The following is a 2,961-nucleotide window of genomic DNA, read 5'->3' on the forward strand; positions in this document are numbered from 1 at the left end:
GCGAGGGCGACGATGCCGGTGGAGATGAGGAAGGCTTCCAAGGGAGGGGCTTGATTCGGAAAAGAAAACGCCCGCTCGTGGCGGGCGTTGGACTGGCGGGATTTTAGCCCTCAGATCAGCGTGGGCCCGGTCTTGGACTGGATGAACTCGCGCGTCACGCCTGGCGCCAGCTCCACCAGCTTCAGGCCTTCAGGCGTCACGTCCATCACGCCGAGGTCGGTGATGATGCGGTTGACCACGCCCACGCCGGTCAGCGGCAAGGTGCACTGGTCGAGGATCTTCAGGTCTTCGGTGCCGTCTTTCTTTTTGGCCACGTGTTCCATGAGCACGATCACGCGCTTGACGCCGGCCACCAGATCCATGGCGCCGCCCATGCCCTTGACCATCTTGCCGGGGATCATCCAGTTGGCCAGATCGCCCTTCTCGCTCACCTGCATCGCGCCCAGGATGCTGAGGTTGATCTTGCCGCCACGGATCATGGCAAAGCTGTCGTGGCTGCCGAAAATGCTGGAGCCAGCGATGGTGGTCACGGTCTGCTTGCCGGCGTTGATCAAGTCGGCGTCCACCTCGTCTTCATTGGGGAAAGGGCCGATGCCCAGCATGCCGTTTTCGCTTTGCAGCCACACCTCTTTGTCGGCGGGCACGAAGTTGGCCACCAGCGTGGGAATGCCGATGCCCAGGTTCACGTAGAAACCGTCTTCGAGTTCGTGGGCTGCGCGCGCAGCCATCTGGTCTTGGTTCCAGGGCATCTCAGACTCCTTCCTTGGGGGTGATCGTGCGCTTCTCGATGCGCTTTTCGGGCGTGGCATTGAGCACCAGGCGGTGCACGTAGATGCCGGGGAGGTGAACCTGGTCGGGCTCGATGGCGCCCTTCTCCACGATCTCTTCAACCTCCACCACGCAGATCTTGCCGGCCATGGCCACGGCGGGGTTGAAGTTGCGCGCGGTGAAGCGGAACTGCAGGTTGCCCGAGGTGTCGGCGCGCCAGGCTTTCACCAACGAGACGTCGGGCACCAGCGCGCGTTCCATCACATAGGTTTCGCCGTCGAATTCGCGCAGTTCCTTGCCCTCGGCCACGATGGTGCCGACACCGGTCTTGGTGAAAAAGGCCGGGATGCCGGCCCCGCCGGCGCGCAGCTTTTCGGCCAGCGTGCCCTGCGGCGTGAATTCGAGTTGCAGCTCACCGGCCAGGTACTGGCGTTCGAACTCCTTGTTCTCGCCCACGTAGCTCGAAATCATTTTGGTGATCTGGCGCGTCTCCAGCAGCTTGCCCAGCCCGAAACCGTCCACGCCCGCGTTGTTCGAGATCACGGTGAGGTTCTTCTTGCCGCTGTCGCGCAGTGCGTCGATCAAGGCTTCGGGGATGCCGCAGAGGCCGAAGCCGCCCACGGCGAACAACTGGCCATCGGCCACGATGTCTTTGAGTGCGTCGGCCGCGCTCGGAAAAATCTTGTTCACGTTGCTGTCTCCTGGGTTGAAGCAAGGGAGCCGGTACGATACTACGTAACGGCATACGTAGTAACTCGTAAAGCAAAACCCTCACCTGGCATGGACATCGACTACCGACTGGCGTTCGACCTGGCACCCGTGGGCCTGGCGCTCTCACGCGAGCGCACCATGGTCGACTGCAACCAGGTGCTGTGCGAGATGTTCGGTGCCACGCGCGAGCAGCTCGTGGGTCAGAGCTTCCAGATTCTCTATCCCAGCGCCGACGAATACGAGCGCCTGGGCGCGCGCATGGCGCCGCTGCTGGGGAAGGGCGGCACCTACGCCGACGACCGCATCATGAAACGGGTGGGTGGCCGGCTGAAAGACGAGACCTTCTGGTGCCATGTGACCGGGCGCGCGTTGAGCCGCGAAACACCGCACGCCGCCGGTATCTGGAGCTTCGAGGACCTGAGCTCACGCCGCACCGTGAAGGCCGACCTCACGCCGCGCGAGCGCGAGGTGGCCGCCCACCTCATGAGCGGCCTCACCAGCAAGGAAATCGGCAAGGCCCTGGCGATCAGCCACCGCACGGTGGAGATCTACCGGGCGCGGCTGATGCGCAAGTACGGCGCGCACAGCACGCCGGATCTCGTACATCGCCTCCTCGCCGGGTGACAGTCATTGTGGTTGGAAGCCACTGTCCTGAATGATCTTTGCCCACACCTTGCCGTACGCCTGCTCTCTCGCGCCCAACTGCTCGCCGGTCATGAAGCCCACGCTCAGGCCCATGGCGGTGAGCTTGTCGCGCACGTCAGGCTGGGCAATGGCCTTTTGCACCGCCTGCGCGATGCGGTCCAGCGTGGCCTTGGGCGTGCCGGCCGGGGCGAACAGGCCGTAGTACGGCACGTCTTCAAAGCCCTTGAGACCCAGCTCGGCAAAGGTGGGTACCTCGGGCATGGCGGCCTGGCGCTGTGTGCCCATCACCGCCACCACGCGCAGCTTGCCGGCCTTGTGATTTTCAATGAAGTCGGGAATAGAGGCCACGCCGGCCGGAATCTGGTTGCCCAACATGTCGGCCATCATGGGTGCGCTGCCGCGGTAAGGCGCGGCCACCAGATCCAGCCCGTTCTGCTTCGCAATCACCTGCACCAGGAACTGCGGCACCGAGGCCGGCGCGGGAATGCCCACCGTGCCCTTGCCTCCCGCAGCCTTCACGCCGTCCACCCAGGCCTTGAAGCCGGTGGCGGGCGTGCCACCGCTCACCGCGAACGCGTTGACGAAGGTGGCGAAGCCAGCCACCGGCACGAAGTCCTTGGCCGGTTCGTATCCCGGCGCCTTCATCACCATCGGCAGGATGGTGATGCTGTGGTCGTGGCTCAGAAACAGCGTGTTGCCGTCGGCCGCGGAAGCCTTCAGGGTCTGTGCAGCGATCTGCCCACCCGCGCCGGGTTTGTTCTCCACGATGACCGGGTGACCCAGCTCCTCCTTGAGCCGCTCCCCCAGGATGCGCGCGATCGCGTCGGTGCCGCCGCC

General features: G+C 64.4%; 4 protein-coding genes. 1 reads left to right on the forward strand and 3 read right to left on the reverse strand.

Features of this window, described 5'->3' with window-relative positions; all coding sequences use genetic code 11:
• Positions 1-110 precede the first annotated feature (110 nt).
• Positions 111-749 (reverse strand): CoA transferase subunit B, encoded by a 639-nt coding sequence (locus Q0C59_RS19385; protein WP_291218668.1) that lies wholly within the window; start codon positions 747-749, stop codon positions 111-113.
• Between the two features lies 1 nt (position 750).
• Entirely contained in the window at positions 751-1,458 is a 708-nt protein-coding gene (locus Q0C59_RS19390) for a CoA transferase subunit A (RefSeq protein WP_291218670.1), read from the reverse strand.
• A gap of 90 nt (positions 1,459-1,548) precedes the next feature.
• On the opposite strand from Q0C59_RS19390, the gene Q0C59_RS19395 reads away from it, so the two are divergent.
• Positions 1,549-2,103, forward strand: coding sequence for a PAS and helix-turn-helix domain-containing protein (locus Q0C59_RS19395; protein ID WP_291218672.1), 555 nt, complete (start codon positions 1,549-1,551; stop codon positions 2,101-2,103).
• A gap of 3 nt (positions 2,104-2,106) precedes the next feature.
• On the opposite strand, the gene Q0C59_RS19400 is transcribed toward Q0C59_RS19395, so the two are convergent.
• A partial coding sequence (locus tag Q0C59_RS19400) for a Bug family tripartite tricarboxylate transporter substrate binding protein (RefSeq protein WP_291218674.1) occupies positions 2,107-2,961 on the reverse strand: 855 nt, incomplete at its 5' end.

Source organism: Hydrogenophaga sp. (assembly GCF_022844385.1).
In the GTDB taxonomy this organism is placed as follows: Bacteria; Pseudomonadota; Gammaproteobacteria; order Burkholderiales; family Burkholderiaceae_C; genus Hydrogenophaga.

Bases quoted from the DNA above. Each gene is read 5' to 3' on its own strand.
- Q0C59_RS19395 (WP_291218672.1), top strand. From the start codon at position 1,549: ATGGACATCGACTACCGACTGGCGTTCGACCTGGCACCCGTGGGCCTG.
- Q0C59_RS19385 (WP_291218668.1), bottom strand. From the start codon at position 749: ATGCCCTGGAACCAAGACCAGATGGCTGCGCGCGCAGCCCACGAACTC.